The sequence below is a fragment of the Shewanella sp. 0m-8 genome (assembly GCF_052977265.1).
Genome location: NZ_JBRIMB010000019.1, coordinates 1 through 22084 on the forward strand (window position 1 = coordinate 1; position 22084 = coordinate 22084).

18 protein-coding genes and 1 riboswitch are annotated in these 22084 nt (G+C 45.6%); of the genes, 6 read left to right on the top strand and 12 right to left on the bottom strand.

The genetic code is table 11. The features are described from left to right. Window positions 1–272 precede the first annotated feature (272 nt). The 4 genes from ACVBIO_RS10995 to ACVBIO_RS11010 form a co-directional block, all read right to left on the bottom strand. A complete protein-coding gene (locus ACVBIO_RS10995; RefSeq protein ID WP_447172588.1) occupies window positions 273–656 on the bottom strand; it encodes an MAPEG family protein in 384 nt (127 codons plus the stop codon). Between the two features lie 329 nt (window positions 657–985). Continuing rightward, window positions 986–1543, bottom strand: a complete 558-nt coding sequence (locus ACVBIO_RS11000) for an HdeD family acid-resistance protein (protein WP_447166580.1) — start codon at window positions 1541–1543, stop codon at window positions 986–988. Between the two features lie 460 nt (window positions 1544–2003). Further along, a complete protein-coding gene (locus ACVBIO_RS11005; protein WP_447172589.1) occupies window positions 2004–2828 on the bottom strand; it encodes a cobalamin-binding protein in 825 nt (274 codons plus the stop codon). 234 nt (window positions 2829–3062) lie between these two features. Then, entirely contained in the window at window positions 3063–3995 is a 933-nt protein-coding gene (locus tag ACVBIO_RS11010) for a LysR family transcriptional regulator (protein WP_447172590.1), read from the bottom strand. A 152-nt stretch (window positions 3996–4147) separates the two neighbouring features. On the opposite strand from ACVBIO_RS11010, the gene ACVBIO_RS11015 reads away from it, so the two are divergent. From ACVBIO_RS11015 to ACVBIO_RS11035, 5 genes are all read left to right on the top strand, one after another. Then, on the top strand, window positions 4148–6118 hold the full coding sequence (locus ACVBIO_RS11015) for an alkyl sulfatase dimerization domain-containing protein (protein WP_447172591.1): 1971 nt from the start codon (window positions 4148–4150) through the stop codon (window positions 6116–6118). Window positions 6119–6166: 48 nt separating this feature from the next. Next, on the top strand, window positions 6167–6664 hold the full coding sequence (locus ACVBIO_RS11020) for a hypothetical protein (RefSeq protein ID WP_447172592.1): 498 nt from the start codon (window positions 6167–6169) through the stop codon (window positions 6662–6664). Window positions 6665–6692: 28 nt separating this feature from the next. After that, entirely contained in the window at window positions 6693–7199 is a 507-nt protein-coding gene (locus ACVBIO_RS11025) for a magnesium transporter (RefSeq protein WP_447172593.1), read from the top strand. 4 nt (window positions 7200–7203) lie between these two features. Next, on the top strand, window positions 7204–8193 hold the full coding sequence (locus tag ACVBIO_RS11030) for an efflux RND transporter periplasmic adaptor subunit (protein WP_447172594.1): 990 nt from the start codon (window positions 7204–7206) through the stop codon (window positions 8191–8193). 75 nt (window positions 8194–8268) lie between these two features. Continuing rightward, window positions 8269–9465: an OmpP1/FadL family transporter gene (locus tag ACVBIO_RS11035; protein ID WP_447172595.1), complete on the top strand. Its 1197-nt coding sequence runs from the start codon at window positions 8269–8271 to the stop codon at window positions 9463–9465. A 143-nt stretch (window positions 9466–9608) separates the two neighbouring features. Here ACVBIO_RS11035 and cobO read toward each other — a convergent pair whose 3' ends face one another. From cobO to ACVBIO_RS11075, 8 genes are all read right to left on the bottom strand, one after another. Further along, window positions 9609–10226: a cob(I)yrinic acid a,c-diamide adenosyltransferase gene (gene cobO / locus ACVBIO_RS11040; RefSeq protein WP_447172596.1), complete on the bottom strand. Its 618-nt coding sequence runs from the start codon at window positions 10224–10226 to the stop codon at window positions 9609–9611. A gap of 388 nt (window positions 10227–10614) precedes the next feature. Further along, complete coding sequence (locus ACVBIO_RS11045) at window positions 10615–12225, bottom strand: cobyric acid synthase (protein WP_447172597.1); 1611 nt, start codon at window positions 12223–12225, stop codon at window positions 10615–10617. Window positions 12226–12237: 12 nt separating this feature from the next. Further along, window positions 12238–12783 carry a bifunctional adenosylcobinamide kinase/adenosylcobinamide-phosphate guanylyltransferase gene (gene cobU / locus ACVBIO_RS11050; RefSeq protein WP_447172598.1) on the bottom strand — a complete coding sequence of 182 codons (546 nt, stop codon included), beginning with the start codon at window positions 12781–12783 and terminating at the stop codon, window positions 12238–12240. Continuing rightward, complete coding sequence (locus tag ACVBIO_RS11055) at window positions 12780–13559, bottom strand: adenosylcobinamide-GDP ribazoletransferase (protein WP_447172599.1); 780 nt, start codon at window positions 13557–13559, stop codon at window positions 12780–12782. The genes cobU and ACVBIO_RS11055 overlap by 4 nt, the downstream gene beginning before the upstream one ends. Before the next feature lie 105 nt (window positions 13560–13664). Continuing rightward, window positions 13665–14693 (bottom strand): nicotinate-nucleotide--dimethylbenzimidazole phosphoribosyltransferase, encoded by a 1029-nt coding sequence (cobT, locus tag ACVBIO_RS11060; RefSeq protein ID WP_447172600.1) that lies wholly within the window; start codon window positions 14691–14693, stop codon window positions 13665–13667. 49 nt (window positions 14694–14742) lie between these two features. Next, window positions 14743–15807 carry a FecCD family ABC transporter permease gene (locus ACVBIO_RS11065; RefSeq protein ID WP_447172601.1) on the bottom strand — a complete coding sequence of 355 codons (1065 nt, stop codon included), beginning with the start codon at window positions 15805–15807 and terminating at the stop codon, window positions 14743–14745. Then, on the bottom strand, window positions 15800–16708 hold the full coding sequence (locus ACVBIO_RS11070; protein ID WP_447172602.1) for an ABC transporter ATP-binding protein: 909 nt from the start codon (window positions 16706–16708) through the stop codon (window positions 15800–15802). Before ACVBIO_RS11070 ends, ACVBIO_RS11065 begins: the two co-directional genes overlap by 8 nt. A 164-nt stretch (window positions 16709–16872) precedes the next feature. Beyond that, window positions 16873–17027, bottom strand: a riboswitch (cobalamin riboswitch). Window positions 17028–17291: 264 nt separating this feature from the next. Then, window positions 17292–17912, bottom strand: coding sequence for a histidine phosphatase family protein (locus ACVBIO_RS11075; RefSeq protein WP_447172603.1), 621 nt, complete (start codon window positions 17910–17912; stop codon window positions 17292–17294). Window positions 17913–18199: 287 nt separating this feature from the next. Here ACVBIO_RS11075 and metH point away from each other — a divergent pair, with 287 nt between their 5' ends. Continuing rightward, the gene (metH, locus tag ACVBIO_RS11080; RefSeq protein WP_447172604.1) at window positions 18200–21982 is read left to right on the top strand and encodes a methionine synthase; all 3783 of its coding nucleotides are present in this window, start codon (window positions 18200–18202) and stop codon (window positions 21980–21982) included. The last annotated feature ends 102 nt before the right edge of the window (window positions 21983–22084 follow it).

The window sequence follows — 22084 nt, forward strand, 5'->3', positions numbered from 1 at the left end:
TATTATTGAGTTTGAAGACAGACTTGTGAAACATATTAACTAAAACTGCAGTTACACAGAATCTGTTACACCCTCGACGAACAAGCTACAACCTTCCAATTCTTTCTGTACCGTCTTAGCTTCAAAATAAGGACCTAGTACCTTTCTTTGCCTTTCCGTAAGCGCAGCGTTCCGTAGTGACGAAGTCTCGTTCCCTAGGCCGCAGGCCGTTCGGCCTCTTACCGTCTTAGCTCTTCCTATGACCTGCTTTTCCTAGGACCTAGTATCTTCTTTTAAACCGCCTGCCAAAACACGGTAAATGAGGCCAAGATTGCCACAAACCAAGACAGTGAACGCAGCGTACCTTTATCCACCAAGTACAAATACTGATAAGCAATGCGAGCCAGCACATGCACTATCGCCGCAGTTTCAGCAATTGCGTTAACTTTATCTGTCGCTATAACGGCTAATACTGACAAACCAAAAATCAGTAATGACTCAAAGGCATTTTGGTGCCCTGCAACCGCTCTTGCGCCAAAGCCTGTCAATTTAGACTGTTGCTCACGAGGGTGATTATTGTCGTAACCACCGAGCTTAGCCATTGCCACCGCAGCTGGGCCTTTTGCTGCATAAGGTAGCAACATAGCGATAAATAGGCAGATGAGTAGCGTCGTCATAATTGAAGTCCTTTCTTATTGTTTTATTTATCTGTCATGTTTTTATTAGTTAATACTAATCATATCGTTAGTACGATTGGTATAACACTACCGCATAATAAAAGAAGGTTCTAGAAAAGCGGGAAAAGCAACAGCTACGGGACAGCGAAGATGCTTTTGTAGGTCGGCATTTATGCCGTCATTTTTACCGAAGAGTGAGTTACATTTAAGATGGCACAAGCCAAAGAAAGAAGTACTACAAGCTTAGCTTGTGTCTCTTTTACTATAGGCATAATGCAGGCACAGCTAGCAGATATCTAGCAGTGCCAACACTATGTTGATTTAGAGGATTATTTAGCGACCACATTTTTCATCTGCATACCGATGAAGATAAAACTAATCCCTTCAAAGATGAATGAAACCCCCATAAAGATCCCTAATAGAGATAGTGAAAATTCAGGGTTATTCATTAGAGTAAAAAAGTAAACGGCAATAGCCGTGGATAACAATCCACTGAAAACAATCCAACGCCATCCCTCTAAGTTGCCACGACTATTGAAGCCAAAAAACATCCTAGTCACCCCGTTAAACAGCATGATAACAATCATCATGACCGTAATAGTAAACAGACCTACAAAGGGTTCAGCCAGGATGAGTATGCCACCAATAAGATAAAAAAGAGCACTAACGACATACCAAAACTTGGCTTTCCATTTTGGAATACTTAAGGTGTGGTATAGCTGCACTAAACCAATAACTAAAAAGATTACGCCAATAATGGTGGTAATCGTCATTCCTGCTGCTACTGGTAGGCTTATGGCAAAAAAGCCGGCAAGGGTAACAACGACGCCAACCATGATAAACCATTTCCAGCCTTTAGTGAGCATGGTATTTACTGGGTTTTCCATATTATTTCCTTTAATAATCAAGTAATTAATTTGCAGTTGAATATTGAGCATTAAGGGTTGAGTTAAGAGTTTATCTTCTGTTGGGATAGCTTACTCAATAACCAATTACAAAAATGTGAATTGGCGATACAACCTCAAGTATCGGTCATCAATAAAAATATGACTAGCGGTAAGGTGATTATTTATTGGTGTAATCTAGCACTTAGTGAGATTTTATAGGTTTTTAACTCGGGATATACATCCACTATTAGCGATATACACCCAGATAAGCTGATATGGTAAAGTTCGACACAAAAAACAAATGTGACCCATATCACAAACAACCCAAAAACATGACATTAGCTATGCTCACCAAGCTTATATTTTTCATATCAATATAAGCTTGAATGCCGTTAGCGGATGACTTAATAGCCTACGCAAGCCTGATTCGGCTGGCTTGCGAGTTTTGAATCACTGACTTTTATCGCGCCTTATCTAACGCATTGCATAGGGCTTCTACACCAAGTAGCGCTCTTGGTGCGGCGCGGTGCAGTAAGTCTGCATTGAGCTGGTAAATATGTTGATTTTTAACCGCGGGGATCTCGGCCCATTGACTCCAATCGACACCGATAATGTTGCCTTCATCTTGGCTTTGTAAGATCACTTCAGGCTGTTTTAGCACTACGGTTTCTAGACTAACTTGTGGGTAGTCGTTGGCGGCATCAACAAATACGTTATCACCGTGGCATACACCGATGATCTGTTGGATCCAGCTATTCTTAGCCACTGTCATTAATGGTATCGACCAGAGTTGATAAAACACTTTCACTTCAGGCTTGGCAGAGTTATTACTGCGCAGCTGGGTTAACTGCTGACGATAGTCATTGGCAACTATTGCAGCTTTTGCTTGATGCCCCGTTAGCTCACCAAGAGAGACAAGCTCGTCGGCCACCGCTTCGAGTGTACTCGGGTTACTATCAAACACCCGAAAACCCAGCTCTTTGATACGCGTTATATCTTCAGCTTTATTGCCACTGCCCCATACCACCACCAAGTCAGGCTCTAGCTCCAACAGCCGCTCAATTTGAACACCATAATAGCCACCAATGCGCGGGATTTGCAGCGCGGCCTCTGGAAAATCGGCATGGTCTGTAGTCGCCACAATTGACTCCCCCGCCCCAATGGCATACAGCATCTCAACCGAGTGCGGCGACAGTGCGACAATACGTTTAGCAGGTTCACCCGCAAGCACTGAGGCCGAGATAAATAGGCTAGTCGCCAATAACAATTTACATAAGATGTTCATGAAATCCTTTTTAGATTAAGTACCGCTTACAGCCGTATTTCACAGCATTTAAACTTATAGCTAAGTCATAAAATATGTATCCATCAAACGCCGGAGTCTATAACTCATAGACTCACAACTGTTGACGGAATGGTAAAGTACCGAGCATGCTCCCACAACTAGATTAGCAAAGTGAACCTATTTACTTAAAAGAGCCTTCACTCCGCCAAATAAAAAAAACACACAATCAACAACTTAACTAGAGAAGTTCTCATGGAGATAATTTGTAATCTTATTGGATAGCGTCACCAGCTCTTCACGCAACCAAGTGTGGGCAGGATCCTGATTGAGTTTTTTCAACCATATAAGATAGTTAGTGACTTTTTTATATTCGAAAGGTGGGCGAAATACCTGCAGCTTTAACTGTTCTTTAAACTGCAGCGCTAAAGAAAGCGGAACAGCGCTGATGTATTCAGACTGACTAACAACTAATAAATTACTGAATAGTGACCGCCCATGATAAGCGACCTTGCGCTTAGACAAATCAAGATTTGTATAATGACTCAAGCTGTACAGGTGGTTACGGGTTCTTTCCAAAATAGCATGGGACTCTTGCATGTACTGCTCCACAGTAATACTCCCTTGAATTCTAGGGTGGTCCTCACTGCATATCACCACGAACTCACTATCAAACAGTTTTAAGCTCTCAATATTGGGGTGATCAAACGGCAAAATATCAATCATCAAGTCGAATTTTTGCTGTAACAACACTTCGTAAAACCCTTCGTCATTATCCATTTGATCAAAGACTTCTAGCGATATGTCTTTATTTTCAATTAACGAGAACTGCTTTAACAATACCCCTTGTAAATGTTCTGGGGCAGTGATGACAAATCGGCGGTGAGAACTGGATGGATCGAATTTTCTAAAAGAAGTGAAAACACCACTAAGTTGATTTATTGGCTGTTGAATTTGTTGATATAAGCTGATTGAGTAGCTCGTCGGCACCACTCCACGCCCTTTCCTGATAAAAAGATCTTGGCCAATCTCTTCCTTCAGCCTGCCTAACATGGTGCTCACCGTCGATTGGTTGGTGTTTAGGTTTTCTGCCGCTTTACTCAAACTGCCATCTTCCATGACCTGAGAAAATACCGCTAGCAAATTGAAGTTAGGAATATCGTTTTTCATATGCAGTCCAAGATCTCGAGTTTAATAAGGTGTTGCCCAATACATCGTAATATCGATATTACGAAATCGTAATAGCCTATATATCGAAGACTACTACCCAATTAACATTAAGTAAAAGAGATTCACATCAATTCAAAACACCGAGGTATTACATGACTTCTTCACTGAAAAAACTTTTACTTTCTGTCGCGATAAGTGCAGCTTTAGTTCCTGCATCGGCATCATTTGCAACACCAACGATTGAAGCAGCATCAACTAAAGGCCAATCACTGCAAACAAGCTCAGCGGCACATTATCAGAACATTGATTTCGAAAAGCGCTATAACAATGGCGTGTTGTTTGAACATGAATCAAACCTATTCTGGGGTAAAGGCGAGCGCATCAAAGTGCTTTCAAAAACAGGCGACACACTGGCTTACGTGCAAGACTCTCCACTTGTTCATGACGCACTGACAAAGCATGGCCGTAAGATGGACCAAGCTATTATCCAAGTAGATGATAACGTATACCTAGGTTACGGTTTTGGCCTTGATACGCCAGTTATGATTGAGGGTGATGATGGTATTATCATCGTCGATCCCGGTGAGTCAGTACAAATGGCAGCATCTGTTAAAGCGCAGTTTAGAAAAATCACCGACAAACCTGTCAAAGCCATTATCTACTCTCATAATCACATTGACCATATTTCTGGCGTTCGTGCATGGGTCACCGATGAAGAAGTGGCATCTGGTGAGGTAAAGATCATTGCCCAAGAAGGACTGACAGCTGCCGTGGCTAACTGGTCATCTAACCTAGGTACGCTGTTTGGTCACCGCACGTCTTACACCGGCGCAAAGCACGTGGAAGAAGGTGAGCATGGCACAGTGAACGATGGTTTAGGACCTCGTTTCATGCAAGGTGATATCTCATTCATTGAGCCAAACATCACCCTTAAAGATCGGTTAGACATCACCATTGCAGGCGTGGAACTACAAATCGTCAATGTGCCTTCAGAGACAAAAGATGAGGTGGTTGTTTACCTACCTAAGCAAAAAATTCTTCACGCTGCTGAAGTATTACAAGGTGAGAACTTTCCAAACTTACACACTATTCGTGGTACTAAGTTCCGCGACCCTGCAATGTGGTTCAAAGGCATAGATGTTATGCGTCAGTTTGATACCGAAGTGATGATCAACTCTCACGGCCGACCAGTAGAAGGTAAGGCTGCGGTCGAAAACGTATTAACCGCATACCGTGACGCCATTCAGTTTACCCATGACCAATCTATTCGTTACATGAATAAAGGCATGACACCGGATGAGTTAGTTGAAGTTGTAAAGCTGCCTAAGCATTTAGCTGAGCACCCTTGGTTAGGCGAGCACTATGGCACCGTTGCTCACGCAGTACGCCAGATTTACGTTGGCTATGTGGGTTTCTTTGAAGCTGACCCGTGGCAGCTAGAGCCTATGGCATACCAGCAACGCGCCAAGGCATTTGTTGAGATCATGGGTGGCCGAGACAACATCATCACAACCGCAAAAGCTGCAATCGATGCCGAAAACTACACCTTTGCAGCAGAAATCTTGTCGTATCCCATCACCATCAATAAGCAAGATACTGAAGTACGCGAATTGAAAGCTAAAGCCTATAAAACATGGGCTGCAAATCAAGTAAACATCAACTGGCGTAACTGGGCACTTAATGCCGCGGCAGAGTTAGAGGGCACACGTGACTTTTCTAACATGATCAGCTTCGCTTCGGTCGATGTATTAACCGCGCTGCCTAGCGCGCAGATTTTCGACATGATGACCGCAACATTGATAGCAGAGAAAACTCTCGATGTTGAAATGGCAATGACCTACAACTTTGCCGACACCAATGAGTCAATGACTATCGAGATCCGTAACGGCATAGCCCAACTACATACAACGCCTTATACCGGTGCAGATGTGCAGATTGAAACCACTCGTGAAGTGTTAAACCAAATCCTGATTGCAGGCCCTAAGTCACAGCAGGTTATTGGTAAAAACTTAACCTCCGGCAAATTCAACTTTGCTAACGGTGACATACAAGCCTTTGGGTTGTTTATGAGCTACTTCGACAAACCGATGACGCCCGATGAGTTAAAACTAATCGTTCGATAATACGTTAACCCGAGGGGCGACTCAGCCCCTCCGTTTTAGGTGGTCACTATGTCTCGTCTATTACTAATGCTTATATGCTTGATGCCGTTTTTCGCCAATGCATGTGGAGTACATCAAAATACGGGGTTATTCCTAGTTACAGAGCCCGGATCGCTGCCAGTATTTGAACGCACCGTTTACGAAAGACAAAACGGCACGCTCAGTCACTTAACCAGTCCTGAAAACGTCAAGGCTGAGCATTTCATCAATGCACTAACAAACAGCGCTCAGCAAATACCTTTTAGTCTATTTCAACCCGTAAAAGGCCATTACAGCGACGTATTGCTTACTGAACAAGCCAAAGTACAAGACCGAGAAACACGACCTTCGTCTACAGAACTTTTATTGATTGCAGAACTAGACGTGCTTGAGGCGTTAGCCATTAAACAGCTGAGTTGGACTGATGCAAAGACACTCGGTTTAGTACGCATCAATGGACAAGCCCAAGACATAGCAATGCTCGAACGATGGTTAGCAGCTCTGTTTTCATCGACTCGCGTTAATTAATGCATATTGCATTTTGCTAAGGAATATTATGAACCTTATTAAAACCATTTTATCCAAAATCGCTACCATCTTATTGGTACTTATCAAATTCTTGTCTTTTATGGCATTGATGCTCTGCGGTGCTTATTTACTCGCGCCGATGGGAGTCATCAACTCTAAAGATATCGATATGAGCCTTTTTACTAATACTCCAAACGACACCATGATGGTGATCTTTAACTCTGAGTATTTCAGTGGCTACCTATTCTCGGTAACCATAGCCCTTGTGGTCTTTATCTTATACCTACTGTGGTCACTGCATGAAGTCGCGGTTCACCGTGCAGAAAAAAAGCACAGTTCCCACGTTCAGTTGGTGTTTGCACTGTCATTGTGTGGCCTATTTATTCATAAAGCTTGGTGGGTATTAGCCATCATCATCGCTTTTGCTAACTGGTCCCAAATTGGAGAAGCGTTAAGCAGCGTAATAAGAAATAGCCGTAATAAAAGCAATGAGTTAAAAGCCAACGCCAATGAACTGCACAAGGTAGAGGAGTAACACTATGAAAGAAGTCATGATCCCTTACATTTTAATCATGTGGATCCTCGTTTCGACAGGTGTCGTCAAGTGGAGCTTACGCAACGGCTTTTGGATTGTGTCGGGCGGCGTATTTATTCTGGTTATATTGGGGGTACTTTCCCGCCTTTGGGCACCCGTTGATTTAACGTATTCCTCAACTATAAAAGCGCCACATTCAGTGCTATCGCCTTTGTTCGGAGAAGAAATCGATGATGTTCATGTTGTGCATAACCAAATCGTCAAACAAGGCGATGTCATCTACTCCCTTGTCGACACTAAATCTAACGCTGAGGTTGAGAAAATAAAATCCTCAATAGTTACTCAAGAAGAAGCTATTGCTCAGTTTCTTAGGGATTTAGAGCGCACAAAAACATCGCCAGAGATTTTCAAAAAACGAGATGTTGAGTATTACCATTCGCAACTGCGCATTGCCGAGGCGACTCTCAACTCACTTAATGCCGACTTAGAGGCTACCCACTTTGAGCAGAACCGCAAAACTGTTCGAGCGCAATTTGATGGCCAAGTTGCGGTAGTGAATGTCGCTGACGGTAGCCGTGTCGGTAATATGCATATTTACGACACAGGAAAAAAGTTTCTTGAAATGCGCATACCCGATCAGACTTTTCGCTATGTAGAAAAAGGCCAATTTGCTGAATTTTATGTCGATGCCTACCCAGGTGAAGTATTTCGCGCTCGCGTCCACAGCTTTACCACAGGCACAGGCGAGTCTTCTATTTCACCAATCCAAGGTCCGCAAAGTGTTAGACAACATGTTGGCGCGAATACCAGTAGTCATGGCCGTACTGTGATCCTCGAAATTTTTGAGCCAGAAGGCAAGGTTATCCCTATTGGTGCAACGGGTTCAGCCTGGATTGCAGCAAATAAACCACATCCATTCTTCAGCTTCATTGATGTCATTGGCGCCGCAACGGTCCGTCTTCACTCTTACAAGTCTTACTTAAACGCGATGTAAATTTGCTGGCTCGCCTCTAACCGGAGGCGAGTCACTTTTACCTCAAATTTTGCTGACAATTTATTAAGGTTATCCATGAATACCAAAATCACAGTTCCGTTAGTTGTTTCACTGCTGATTGCCCACAATGCAATGGCGGGCGCTTACATGTTCCCTGAGCTGGGTGGAGTTAATGTGAGTACTGCGGGCGCTGGTGCCCAAGCTCTGGCTGAAGGCGCCGAAACCGCTTTTGCAAACTCAGCAGCAATGACAAAACTTACAGGGTCCACCTTGGCATTTAATGTACAAGGTATGGCGTCTGATATTCAGTACACCGACACCGGATCCGATGGCATATTTTCTGGCGGAGAGCCAACGACTCAAGCTGGAACAGCCATGCCTGCAGGAGCCATGTATTATGTAGCCCCTATTAATGACCAGTGGAGCGCAGGTATTGCGTTAGTATCAACTGGCGGATCAGTGATTGATTATGGCGCTGACTTTTCAGGCGCACTGTTATTACAAAATGCCAAACTCATTACCACACAGCTAAACCCAAGTGTCGCTTACAAGATTAATGAGCAATTATCACTCGGAGTTGGGCTTGTCGCTGAATACGGCAAACTAGAACAAAGTTTTGCAGGAACAGATAAGTTTCAAACCGAAGCGACCGGCAGTGATGTGGACTTTGGTTATACACTCAGTGCCTTCTATGAGTTTAACGATAATAACCGACTCGGTTTTTCATATCGCTCTGAAATTGAACACGATATGGATGGCAATTTAACCATCGCTCATCAAGGACTAGACTCGTCCGTTGGCATTATTATGCCAGCCAATGCATCCTTGAGTGGTTATCACAGTCTCACCGACAACGCGGCTTTGCTATGGAGCTTAGGTTGGACACAATTTAGCACTGTCGAGACCACCAATATTGCACTGGACTCTCGGGTTATCGAGATCCAAAGACAGTGGGATGACACAGTAACTGCGAGTATAGGTGGCTATTATCGACTCAATGATAAATGGCGACTAGAAGGCGGCGTATCTTACGAGTCAACACCACAAGATGATCCCACAATGCAGTATCCAGATGTGCCAACCGGTGAGCTTTGGAAGTATGCCATTGGTGCAACTTATGAGATGAACCAACAATGGCGCATAAATGTGTACTATGAATTTATTGATGCCGGTACACCCAGTATTGAATTTCAATTAGCGAATTCAACACTTAGAGGAGACTACTCTGCAGCGATCCATTTCTTTGGTGTGATGACAAACTATCGCTTCTAATATCAGCTCTAACTAATGGCTAATCCGTCAAACTTTCTCAGCCCATGAGCATACGCACTTTTCACCCAAAAACCGCTGAAGGCTCATGTGATTGGGTGAGAAAGCGCAGACAATAACGCCACAAAAAAGAAAGCGAAGAAAGATCAGTAATCGAAGCCTGGCTGGGCTTTAATCCCTGCCTCGAACGCGTGTTTTACAACTTGCACCTCGCTCACCGTATCGGCCAGCTCGATTATCGCCCGGTGACAGGCTCTGCCCGTGACGATGACATGCTGCATTGGCGGGCGATTCTTTAGCGCTTCAATAACTCGTTCTACCTCTAGGTAGTGATAGCTCACCATGTAGGTCAGTTCATCTAGCATGACTAAATCAATGCTTTCATCTTGCAGTAACTTCTCGGTGGCTTCCCAAGCTTTAACAGCGGCTGCGGTGTCTTTTTCTCGATCTTGGGTCTCCCAGGTAAAGTCTGTGCCCATCACGTGAAACTCTACGCCAGCGCCTTCAAGTAAAGTTCGCTCGCCACAATCCCAGTTACCTTTAATAAACTGCACGACCGCCGCTTTTTTACCATGACCGACTGAGCGGGCTACGGTGCCAAAACCAGAAGTCGATTTACCTTTGCCATTACCGGTTAATACCAACAAGATGCCTTTCTCTTCTTGGGCGCGAGCGATCTTAGCATCTACGCCCTCTTTAATTCGCTGCTGACGCGCTTTATGACGCTCTGCTTTTATCGTATCCGCTGACTTATTATCTTCCATATTATGTTCCTATTTTATCCCTTAAATACCGATCTATTTTTGCTGGATTATTTTACATACTTCAATTAAGCACCACTGTGAAATCGTCAGTTTTTGCAACCAATCACCCCATACTCATGAGTTACCAAGAAACCTAAGCAAACCCAGCATTGGCGAGGCTTTTAGCAAGTTAAATTATAGTGACTGTACATCATATCTTGTATGTTTAGTTTGCACGCAATTAACGTTTAAGTTTCAGTCAAAAAGACGACTTTTATAGCACTCAGTGATTTTCGTGCTTTAACAGCCTATAAATACATTTAGCGCTTCTTAGCAAAAATACCCAGCACTGATATAAGCGTTAGTTCTGATGTTAGCCCTAACATTAGGGCTAACATTAGGGCTAACATCAGTTGGGATCCCAGATCTGAACGAGGCGATCAAGATCTAAATGCTGCTCGAGCATATCAGCCAATCTATCGAGTTGTTGCTCACGCACCTGATTAACATCGACCACTTCGGCGTCTTGCATCCCCGCCCATTTTAAAATCAGCTGGCATGCCTGCGGAGAATCAAATAGGCCGTGTACGTAGCTGCCTAAAATATTGCCATCGCTCGATAACATGCCATCAGCTTCGGTCGCTGCTGTTGCTTGCTGCTCGCTAGATGCTTTAACCGTTAAACTTATTGGTTGAGTTAATGGCAAAAGCGTTCTAGAGCGGCCGCAGTGGATCTCATAACCCTCTAGCGGTGCAGTTTCGCCTAACAAGCTCAAATAACCTTCAACCTGCTGCAATACTTTGTTATTGGTTAATTCAGTCACTATTGGCAGTAGACCTAAGCCTTCACTGGACCCGGGGCTATCTTCAATGCCACTTGGGTCGTCGATCAATTGACCTAACATTTGATAACCACCGCAAATACCCAATACCTTGCCGCCATAGCGCAAGTGCTTATCTATCGCACTGTCCCAGCCTTGATCTCGAATAAACTCGAGATCGGCGCGCACGTTTTTACTGCCCGGAATAATAATCAAATCCGCAGCAGGGAGTGATTGCAAGCTGTTCAGTCTGCTCGCTTCAGCCTGTGTCTGCATCGACACGTAATTAAAGTCGATCTGCGGATTAAGCCTTAAGGGATCAAAATCGGTGTGATTACTAATGCGCGGCAATACCAAAACTAACACCTTAAGCTTGGTTTCACTGCTTTTTTCAGGCGCGGCAATCAATGCATCTTCGGCGTCGAGGTGCAGGTCGTGCAAGTAAGGTAATACGCCAAGCACAGGCTTGTTGGTGTAGTTTTCTAACCAGTCTAGGCCGCCTTGCAATAGGCTTACATCACCACGAAAACGGTTGATCACAAAGCCTTTCACTCGCGCCTGCTCAGATTCACTCAGTAGCGCCAAAGTGCCAACCAAGTGGGCAAATACGCCGCCTTTATCGATATCAGCGATGATAATGACTGGGCAGTTCACCTCTTCGGCAAAGCCCATATTGGCAATATCGCCTTCACGCAGATTAATCTCGGCAGGGCTGCCCGCGCCCTCTACCAGCAGCATCTCGTAACCGGCGGTTAAGCGCTGATAAGACTCAAGCACTGCCGCCATAGCCTTAACGCGGTAACCCTCGGCATTTTTACCAAAGTAGTCCTCAGCTTCCATCTGCATTAACGCTTTTCCATGCACGATGACTTGCGAGCCAGTGTCTGAGCTAGGTTTTAACAAAATCGGATTAAAATCGATTTTCGGCTCTAAATGACAAGCGATTGCTTGCAGCGCCTGAGCACGGCCTATTTCACCGCCATCAATGGTTACCGCACTGTTAAGCGCCATGTTTTGCGGCTTAAACGGCGCAACCTTTACGCCTTGCCTAACGAACAGTCGGCATAGACCTGCTACTAACGTGCTTTTACCTGCATCGGAAGTAGTGCCCTGCACCATCAGCACTTTGGCTTTATTTTTATCAAACTGTGTCTTATCTAGCTCAGCCTTATATAACTCAGTGTTATTTATTGTTGCCATGAGATTGTTTTTTTAACCTTTCAAATTAAACGGTAAGCCTGCTGTCACCAAAGTCACCCTGTCTGCAATCGCAGCAATATCTTGATGCAGCCAGCCCGCTTCATCGACAAAACGGCGGTTAATCTCGCCGAGCGGCACGATGCCGCAACCGACCTCATTACTGACCAAAATCACGCTGCCTGGCAGCATAGTCAAAGTGTGCAAAAATTCCGCCTTCACCTGTAGCCAGTCGTCCCCAGGCTTTAATAAATGATTGGTCAACCATAAGGTTAAACAGTCCACTAAGATGATGCTATTTTCAGATGCATGATCCTTTAAGCCAGCACTTAACTTGAGGGGACATTCGATAGTGCGCCATGGAATGGTATCTGACTCACGCTGAGTTTGATGATGAGAAATACGCTCATCCATTTCAGTGTCTAACGCCTGCGCCGTTGCAAAGTACAAGCAATCTATTGCCTGCTGTTTCTTACTCTGCTCGGCTAAAAATTGTTTTACTTGCGACTCAGCAAAGCCACTTTTACCACTACGGGCGCCGCCTAATACCAGATGGATCACCAGCTAACTCCTAAGATGAGTAACAATAGATAACAAGCCAGTTCACTACCTTGCTGCGCTGCGCCTAAGGTGTCGCCGGTATAGCCGCCGATCTGCTTTCTGAATAGTCTTACAAAGCCAAATCGCACCAGAAAAAGCCCCACGATTAAAATGAGCGCAGGAAAAACACCGACTAACAACAGTGCCAATACGCCAGTTGCTAACAATATCGATAACTCATTAATGCCTTGCTGCTGGGCTAGGGGCTTGCTCTTACTGGTGTCAGAGTCACTGACATATTGCTCAGAAAAGATAAAACTCGCGGCCACAATGCGGCTTAGACAATGCCCGACTATCAATGCCAAACTGACACTGCGGGGGTCAAACAGCGCAAGCTCTGTCAGCAGTTGCCATTTAAGCAATAATGCTAACACCAAAGCCAACGCGCCATAACTACCCAGACGTGAGTCTTTCATGATGTTAAGTTTGGCCTCTACCGTCCAGCCACCACCTAGGCCATCAGCCGTATCGGCAAGACCATCTTCATGAAAGCCCCCTGTCACTATCACGCTGGTTATCATGGCAAACACAATTGCAACAGATGGCGATACCCAGTGCAGCATTAAGCTGTAAACCAGCGCACTAATTACGCCCACCAGCAGACCTATCAAGCCGAAGTATCGACTGGCTTTATTCAGCTTATCTGCGTCAACCTCAATCCATTTCGGCATCGGAATACGCGTAAAAAAGCCCATCGCGATAAAAAATAGATTCAGTTGTTTTTGCCAAGCTTGCATGTAAATCTCCGATTTCAGGTCCTAGGTCCTACAAAAGAGGCTAACTGTAACGCCCTAGTACCTAGCTTTTTCTTTTCCTAGAACCTAGCCCCTTCTTTTCTAAAACTAAATCTCTATGCCTGCATCTTCAAAGCTGGCCATTTCGTTATAGAAGTTGGTCGCCGCTTGAATAAGCGGTAACGCCAATGCAGCGCCCGTGCCTTCACCGAGCTTCATACCGAGCTTTAACAGAGGCTTAGCTTGCAAAAACTCTAGCATTAAAAAGTGACCTTTCTCATCTGACTGATGGGCAAAAATCATGTAGTCACGCACGTTAGGGTTAATTTTTACCGCCACAAGTGCTGCTGCACTAGCAATAAAACCATCAACAACAATCAGCATATTACGTTCTGCTGCAGCCAGCATTGCACCTGTCATCTGCACAATTTCAAAGCCGCCGAGACAAGCCAGTACCTGCATAGGCTCGTCAAGCTCGCTATGATGCACAAGCAGTGCTTGCTCGACTAACATCTTCTTACGCTTAAAGGTCGCCGCGTCGATCCCTGTACCTCGGCCGACACAATCTTCAGCCTTCATGCCTGTTAGTGCCGCCATAATCGCAGCAGCAGACGAGGTATTACCTATGCCCATCTCACCAAGCGCTATCAAATTACAACCATTTTGATGGTGGAACTCGACTCGCTCTGTCGCCATCTTAAAGCCTTGCTTAACCGCACCGAGCGTCATCGCCGCGCGCTTATGAATAGGGCCAGTACCTGAGCCTAAACGTTGGTTAATCACACCCTCTAGGTTTTCAATCGGCTTTAAGATCCCGCAATCAATTACCTCTAAGTCAAAACCCACCTGGCGAGTAAACACGTTAATTGCCGCGCCGCCTTGCATAAAGTTAATCACCATTTGCGTGGTGACTTCACTGGGCGCAATTGACACGCCCGATTCAGCAATACCATGGTCTGCAGCAAACACCATCATCTTAGGGTGCTTAATCTGCGGCTTGTCTTTACCTAATACGTGGGCAATCTGTAACGCTAAGGTTTCTAAATCTCCCAAGGCGCCAAGGGGCTTAGTTTTAGTATCTATTTTTTGCTGAATCTCAGCATCGAACTCAGTATTTATTGGTTTTATATCAAACATGTATAGTCCCCTAGACCACTCAACTTAGGTGCTTACTCAACATTAATTGTTAAATACGTTTGGCACGACGGCCGCCTAAAATAAACAAAAAGAAAATACTGCCCATCACCGAGGTAATAATCCCCACTGGCAGCTCTTGATAACTCAATAAGGTTCGCGCTAATACATCGACCCAAACCATAAATAATCCACCGACTAACGCTGTTAACAGCAATGGGAATCGCCCCGGAAACAGTAAACGCACGGTATGCGGTACCATCAAGCCTATAAAGCCGATGCCACCGCAATTAGCCACTAAAATAGCAGTGATAAGTGAGCAGATAAGCAGCATAGATAAACGTAAGCGACCCACATTGATCCCTAAAGTATGAGCCGTTTCATCACCCGCCTGCATAGCGACAATTTGACGCTTATTCAACAAGATAACCAGCAATGAAATCAGCACGACTAAAGCTGGCAGCCACAAGCCTTGCCAGCTGGCTTTAGCAAAGCTGCCTAAGGTCCAAAACAGTACCGATGCAGCAGCTTGTGGACTGGAAAAGTACAACATCAAACTGGCGAGTGCGCCAAACATAAACGAGGTTGCCACGCCAGAAAGCAACATGCGCTCAACCTGGGTGCTTAGGTTACGGCCACATAAGCTCAATACCAGCAATACCGATAAGCTGGCACCGATAAATGCGCCAACCGGCAGACTGAGCCAAAGCATGCTTTGGCTAAAGAGGGTTAACGCCACTACAGCGCCAAAAGAGGCGCCCGATGAGATCCCAAATAGATAAGGATCTGCCAGCGGATTTCGCGTCACAGTTTGCAGCACACTGCCCGCTATCGACAGTCCAGCCCCAGCAATAAATGCTAATAAGACTCGCGGTAAACGTAGCTCCCAAATAATGCGCTCTTTTACGCCAACAGGATCGCCGATACTAAACAGCTTGTGGCTAAACACATTTAGCACATCTAAGGTACTAATACTGGCAGCACCAAAACTGGTGGCAGCAAATGGGGTGATTAGCGCCACCAAAGTGAGTATAAGCAGAACGAGATGCTCAGTTCGGCGACGACAATTAATGGCTAACGGCAGACTCGCGATTGAGGCCTTACTCACCTTAAACATCTGTACCTCTCGCTTTTATTTGAACGAAAGCTTCAGCTTGAACTGACGCCTTTATATCCGCGGCGGTTTTCTCACCACTTGCCGACACGCCCTCGTAACCATAGAAATAACTGATAAGTGGATTGCCATGTTGAGGGTGCGGCCTGATTTCACAGCACACATCAAACACCTTGGCGATACGTTGCTCAGTGAGTACCATTTTGGGTGTTCCACTGGCTATAGCGCAGCCGTTATCTAGCAGCAAAAGCTCATCACACAGCGCACTGGCAAGGTTAAGGTCATGAATAGAGGTGATGACTGTGATGTTGAGGCTGCGTAGCAGCTCCAAGGTTTGGATCTGATAACGAATATCTAAGTGATTTGTCGGTTCATCGAGAATAAGCAGTTTAGGGCGCTGCACTATGGCGCGAGCGATCAATGCCCGCTGCTTCTCTCCGCCCGATAAGCTCTCATAAGCTTGATTGGCTTTATCTTCAAGACCCACTTTTCCAAGCGCCTGTGCAACCACAACGCGATCGCTGCGGCTAGTAAAATCAAAGGCACTTTTATGAGGCGTTAAACCAAGAGCAATTAGTTGCGCTGTAGTCATTTCAAAATGATGGGGCGTGTCTTGCAGTACCACGGCGATTTGCTGGGCAAAAGCTTTAGCCGATAGCGCGCTAATATCTTGGCCGAATAAATTAATGCTGCCGCTGCTAGGCTTAATAAAGCGATATAAGCAGCGAAGTAAACTGGATTTACCCGCGCCATTAGGGCCAATAATGCCCAGCATTTTGCCTTCAGCTAAGCTAAACTCAATTGCCGATAAAATCGCTTTACCGTCTAAGTGCCAACTTAAATCTTTAACCGCTAGCACGGTTTTAATTTGCTGCTGTGATTTCGAATTAGCCATTGTTGCCATTCAACCATTCATAGAAAAAACTGGCATCTAGCAAGCAAGTGTCCAAGCAAGAGTCTAATAACCCAGTATCGAGTTTCATTTATTGTCTCCCTCGAGTCGCCCGCACGAGTTTATGTGTATATGGATACACTTTTTAATTATCAACACGTACTGAATGATACGTAATGAACAACATAAGTTAGGCAGGTATCTGACTTGGAAGCGCAGCCCTATGGCTAACCTTCCCTACAGTTGCGGGTACAGTCCGGACTAAGCGGCGAATAACTGCCAGCCTCCGGTTCCCTTTATGCTGTTAAGCACCTAACTTTCATTTTGTTTGACTTATTATTAGCTTAGTCGCGCTGATACTAACGAGACTATCCCAGCGACAATCCCCGTGAGTATTAAGCACTAACCTTAATGCAGACAGTAGCACTCAAGTAAGATAACGCCGCAGTTTAGCATCATACCAGCAAGGCTGATATCACCTTTGTTTTATAAATAAAACCAAGATTGACGGGCTAAAGCCCGACCTACGATAAAAAGGTTCTAGGCTCTAGGTCCTAGGTCCTAGGTCCTAGGTTCTAGGTCCTTCTTTAAACTTCTACCGCCAATTTAGGCTCATGAACTGCTTATTATCATTGTGCAGCACATCAATCGCTACCGTGGCCGCGTAAGGCAATTTAAGCGAGGTGTAAAAACCCGCACACTGACTGACGTTCAGAGCTTTACTCATTAAATGACGTATTACGCCACCGTGAGTCACCACTAATACCGTCTTTCCTTGATGCAGCTTGAGCATCGCCTGCCAGGCTTTATCGATACGCGCCTCAAAATCTTGCATAGACTCGCCATGAGGCGGCGATAGCAACCAAGGGTTTTTCCAGTAGTTATCAAGCGCTGAACCACAAGTTTGATAAAGCGCGTCGAAGGTTTGCCCGTCCCAATCGCCGAAGTTCAGCTCTTTAAAACCGGCTTCAATAGAAAAGTCTAAATCATGCTCACGAGCCAATTGCTCTGCGATGTTGGCGCAGCGCTGAAGCGGTGAACTAATCACACTATTAACGGTAAAATCGACTGACAAATCGGTTAAGCATAAGGCGGAAAATGCCTTTTTCATCTGCAACTGACCAAGCTCAGTTAACGCAACATCAACTTGGCCGCGTAAAATATTGCCACCATCGCATTCGCCGTGCCGAAGTAAAATCACCTTAGTGGTTTGCATTATACCTGTTGACCTTCATTATTTATCAGCAACTTAGTTAAAATTCATTGGCTTTTAATGCTGAAAAAGTATCATGCTTTAGCACTTGCACTTTTTATCGCCTCTCACGTATTATGGACGTCTATACGTATAAATGTCCAAACAAAATAAAAGGTCACTCATAATAAACGACCTTAACTGAAAATAACGGACATGATTTACACCAGATCTAGGTAAGTTAAGTATTCAGAGACTTATTTTGCTTGGTATTACAAGAATAACGATTTGCGAACTGGTAGGAATTATCTATGGCAACCTGTACCCCAACACATGCCTTGAGCGCAGTAGCACATACTCAAGACTCTGCCGACAAGGTTTTAGCAGTACTTACCCAAAAGCTTCAAGATGGGATCCTTATCCTCGACGGTGCGATGGGCACCATGATCCAAGATCGCAAATTTGAAGAACATGACTTTCGTGGTGAACAGTTCAAAGACTGGCATTGTGATGTAAAGGGCAACAACGATATGTTGGTGCTCACCCAAGCCGATGCTATCAAGCAGATCCACAAAGACTACCTGTTAGCTGGCTCTGACATCATCGAAACCAATACCTTTAACGCTACGCGTATCGCCATGGCCGATTACGACATGCAGGAGCATTCAGCTGCGATCAACTTAGCGGGTGCACGCATTGCACGCGAAGCGGCCAATGAAGTTGAAGCAGAGACGGGTCGCCAATGTTACGTTGCAGGGGTACTTGGCCCAACGAACCGAACCTGCTCAATTAGCCCCGATGTGAATGACCCAGGCTACCGTAACGTGAGTTTTGATCAGCTGGTTGAAGCCTACGTCGAGTCAATCAACGCGCTAATTGCAGGCGGCTGCGACATCATCATGGTCGAAACCATTTTTGATACGCTAAATGCCAAAGCCGCACTGTTTGCGATTGAAACGGTATATGACACCCAAGGTTTCCGCTTACCGATTATGATCTCTGGCACCATTACCGATGCCTCTGGCCGTACCTTAACCGGACAAACCACCGAAGCATTCTATAACTCACTGCGCCATGTTAAGCCTCTGTCTATTGGTCTTAACTGCGCCCTTGGGCCAAAAGAGCTGCGCCCTTATGTTGAAGAGTTATCGAAAATCTCTGAGTGCTTTGTCTCGGCGCACCCCAATGCAGGCCTACCTAACGAGTTTGGTGGCTATGATGAAACGCCCGAGCAGATGGCCAACATTATTGAAGAGTGGGCAGCTGACGGCTTCTTAAACATCATTGGTGGTTGCTGTGGTAGTACGCCTGAGCATATTCGCGCTATCCGTGAAGCGGTTATTAAGCACCCGGCCCGCGTACTGCCCGACATCCCAGTTGCATGTCGTCTATCAGGGCTTGAGCCGCTGACCATTGATAAAAATTCGCTATTTTTAAACGTCGGCGAACGTACTAACGTAACCGGATCGGCTAAGTTTTTACGCCTGATCAAAACTGGCGAATATGAAGAAGCGCTGTCGGTTGCCCGTGAGCAAGTTGAAAGCGGCGCACAGATCATCGATATCAACATGGATGAAGGCATGCTCGATGGCGTTGAGATGATGCACAAATTCCTCAACCTTATCGCCTCTGAGCCTGATATCTCGCGCGTACCGATTATGATCGACTCCTCTAAGTGGGAAGTGATTGAAGCGGGCCTTAAATGCATCCAAGGTAAAGGCATCGTTAACTCTATCTCGCTTAAAGAGGGTGAAGAAAAATTCATCGAGCAAGCAACCTTAGTTAAACGCTACGGCGCTGCGGCAATTATCATGGCGTTCGATGAACAGGGCCAAGCCGACACCAAAGCACGTAAAATCGAGATTTGTACCCGCGCCTATAACGTGCTGGTTGATAAAGTCGGTTTTCCGCCAGAAGACATTATCTTTGATCCCAATATCTTTGCCATCGCCACCGGTATTGAAGAGCACGATAACTACGCGGTCGACTTTATCGAAGCCACCGCCGAGATAAAACGCACCCTACCTCATGCGATGATCTCTGGCGGCGTGTCGAACGTGTCGTTCTCGTTTCGTGGTAACAACCCGGTGCGTGAAGCGATTCACGCGGTGTTCCTGTATCACGCGATTCAAGCTGGCATGGACATGGGTATTGTCAACGCCGGTCAGCTAGCCATTTACGATGATATCGACACCGAATTAAAAGAGCGAGTTGAGGCAATCGTACAGAACTTACCTTGCAGCGCTGTCGATAAAAATGGGGAGCCGACTAACAACACTGAACTCTTGTTAGAGGTTGCGGAAAAATTTCGCGGCGATGGCAGCCAAACCGTTAAGAAAGAAGATTTAGAGTGGCGCACTAAGCCGATAAATGAGCGTTTAGCCCATGCGCTGGTTAAAGGTATTACCGACTTTATTGATGCAGATACTGAAGAAGCACGCCAGCAGGCCACTCGCCCATTAGATGTGATTGAAGGGCCATTGATGGATGGGATGAACATTGTTGGTGACCTGTTTGGCTCTGGCAAAATGTTCCTACCGCAAGTGGTAAAATCTGCGCGCGTAATGAAAAAAGCCGTTGCCTATTTAAACCCTTATATTGAGCTTGAAAAAGTCCCAGGCCAGTCTAACGGTAAAATTTTAATGGTTACCGTTAAGGGGGATGTGCACGATATCGGTAAGAACATCGTTGGTGTGGTACTGGCTTGTAACGGCTATGAAGTGATTGATTTAGGCGTGATGGTGCCGGTGGAGAAAATTATCGAAGTCGCCAAGGCTGAAAATGTCGATATTATCGGCATGTCAGGGCTTATCACGCCAAGCCTTGATGAGATGGTGCATAACGTTAAGAGTTTCCACAAAGCCGGCTTAACGATTCCGTCAATCATTGGCGGTGCGACTTGCTCAAAAATTCATACCGCTGTGAAGATTGCGCCGCACGCACCAACGGGGGCCATCTACATTGCTGATGCCTCGCGCGCCGTGCCTATGGTGTCAAAGCTGATTAACAACGACACTCGCCAAGCAACTATCAATGCAGCTTATGAAGAATACGATATGATGCGCGAAAAGCGTCTATCGCAAACCAAACGTAAAATCATCACATCTATAGAAGCTGCGCGTGAAAACCGCTGCCAGCACGACTGGGCAAACTACACTCCATTTGTGCCTAACGTACTGGGTCGCCAGGTATTTGATGATTATCCGCTAGAGGATTTGGTTGAACGTATCGACTGGACGCCATTTTTCCGCAGTTGGGAGCTACACGGTCACTTCCCACGTATTTTAGATGATGAAGTGGTGGGTGTTGAGGCGCGTAAATTATTCGCTGATGGTAAAGCCATGCTGGATAAAATAATCAGTGAAAAGTGGCTTACCGCCAAAGCAGTTATCGGCCTGTTCCCTGCCAATACCGTTAACCATGACGATATTGAGCTTTACTCTGCCGATGGGACGGATGAATCTCGCGAGCAACCACTCATCACCCTGCACCACCTGCGGATGCAGATTGAGCGCGTCGGTAACGACAACTTCTGCTTAGCTGATTTTGTTGCGCCAAAAGACTCAGGGGTTGCCGATTATATGGGGGGCTTTGCGGTAACAGCAGGCCATGGCATCGACGAGCATGTGGCGCGCTTTGAAGCCGACCATGATGACTACAGCGCCATTATGCTTAAATGCTTAGCAGACCGTTTAGCCGAGGCCTTTGCCGAGCGTATGCATGAGCGTGTACGTAAAGAGTTTTGGGGTTATGCCAGCGATGAAGTACTCGATAATGAAGCGCTTATTCGTGAAAAGTACAAAGGTATTCGCCCTGCACCAGGATACCCTGCTTGCCCTGACCACACAGAAAAAGGTCTGCTTTGGGATTTATTAAAGCCAGATGAAACCATTGGCCTTAACATCACTGAAAGTTATGCCATGTTCCCAACGGCTGCTGTTTCGGGTTGGTACTTTGCCCATCCTAAATCCCGCTACTTTGGCGTCACCAATATTGGCCGCGATCAGGTAGAAGATTACGCAGCACGTAAAGGTATGAGCATTGAAGAAACGGAAAGATGGTTAGCCCCTGTGCTTGACTATGATCCAGAGTAAAGAGCCAGCCTTGAGCGGAAAAACAAACTTGTTTGTTAGGTGGCCGTAGGCCTAAAACTAACAGCCATAAGAGTCCTCAACACGCTTGTACCAAGCGTGCAG